Genomic DNA, 1,040 nt, shown 5'->3' with positions numbered 1-1,040 from the left:
GCCGAGCCCCGCGCACCCCTTCGGCACCGACTCCGGCGGCCGGGACCTGTTCGTGCAGTCGTTGACCGGGCTGCGGATCTCGCTGCTGGTGGCCGGGTTCAGCGCCCTGGTGTCCACTGTGCTCGGTTCGCTGGTGGGCGCGGTCGCCGGGTCCCTCGGCGGGTGGCCGGACCGGTTGCTGATGCGCGTGGTGGACACCGTCAACTCGGTTCCGCACCTGCTGCTGGGCATCGTGATCGTCGCGCTGTACCGGGGGAGCCTGGGCGCGGTGATCCTGTCGATCGCCCTGACGCACTGGACGACGGTGGCGCGCATCGTGCGCTCCGAAGTGCTGTCGCTGCGCAGCCGCCCGTACGTCGACGCGGCGATCGCGGGCGGCTCGTCGCGGTGGCGGATCCTGGTGCGGCACCTGCTGCCCGCGATCGTGCCGCAGGCGGCGCTCTCGGCGGTGCTGCTCGTGCCGCACGCGGTGTGGCACGAGACCGCGCTGAGCTTCCTCGGCCTCGGCCTGCCACCGCACCTGGCCAGCATCGGCAACATCCTCGGCGCGGGCCGCGAAGCGGTCCTGCTGGGTGCCTGGTGGATCGTGCTGTTCCCGTCGCTGCTCCTGGTGGCGACCACCCTCGCGGTCTCCGGCCTCGCCGCGACCTGGCGCGACCGCGTCGTCCCCCGACGCCGATCGGAGCTGGCCCTGTGACCGGCGCGGGGTGGCTATTTCGCGCGAGATCAGCGTTCCGCACGCGTGCCAGATGCCGATTTCGCGCGAAACCGCAAACAGCCCGCGCCGGTTTCGGATCGGCCCGCACAACGCCCCTTGTGTCAACTGGAGTCCTGCTCAACCGCACCGCACCTCAGGGGAACGTGATGCAACCCAGCCATAAGAAACCGCGAAACGCGAGTTCGATTCCGGGCGCAACCACCACTGAGAATCGCGGAGAGGCGGGACAGTTGCTCGAACTGGAGCGGTTGTCCGTGCGGTTCCTGCTGGGGCGGGAGGCGGAGGTGCGCGCCGTGACCGACGCGACGCTGCAGCTGCGGCC

General features: G+C 71.1%; 1 protein-coding gene. It reads left to right on the top strand.

Going from position 1 to position 1,040, the window contains the following annotated elements:
- On the top strand, positions 1 to 697 hold a 697-nt coding region (locus tag ABT324_RS33375), incomplete at its 5' end, for an ABC transporter permease (protein WP_351185917.1).
- Between the last annotated feature and the right edge of the window lie 343 nt (positions 698 to 1,040).

Source organism: Saccharopolyspora sp. NPDC000359, from assembly GCF_040300525.1.
Classification (GTDB): domain Bacteria; phylum Actinomycetota; class Actinomycetes; order Mycobacteriales; family Pseudonocardiaceae; genus Saccharopolyspora.
The sequence above is the reverse complement of the archived record's forward strand: the minus strand, read 5'-3'. Positions and strand labels throughout refer to the sequence as shown.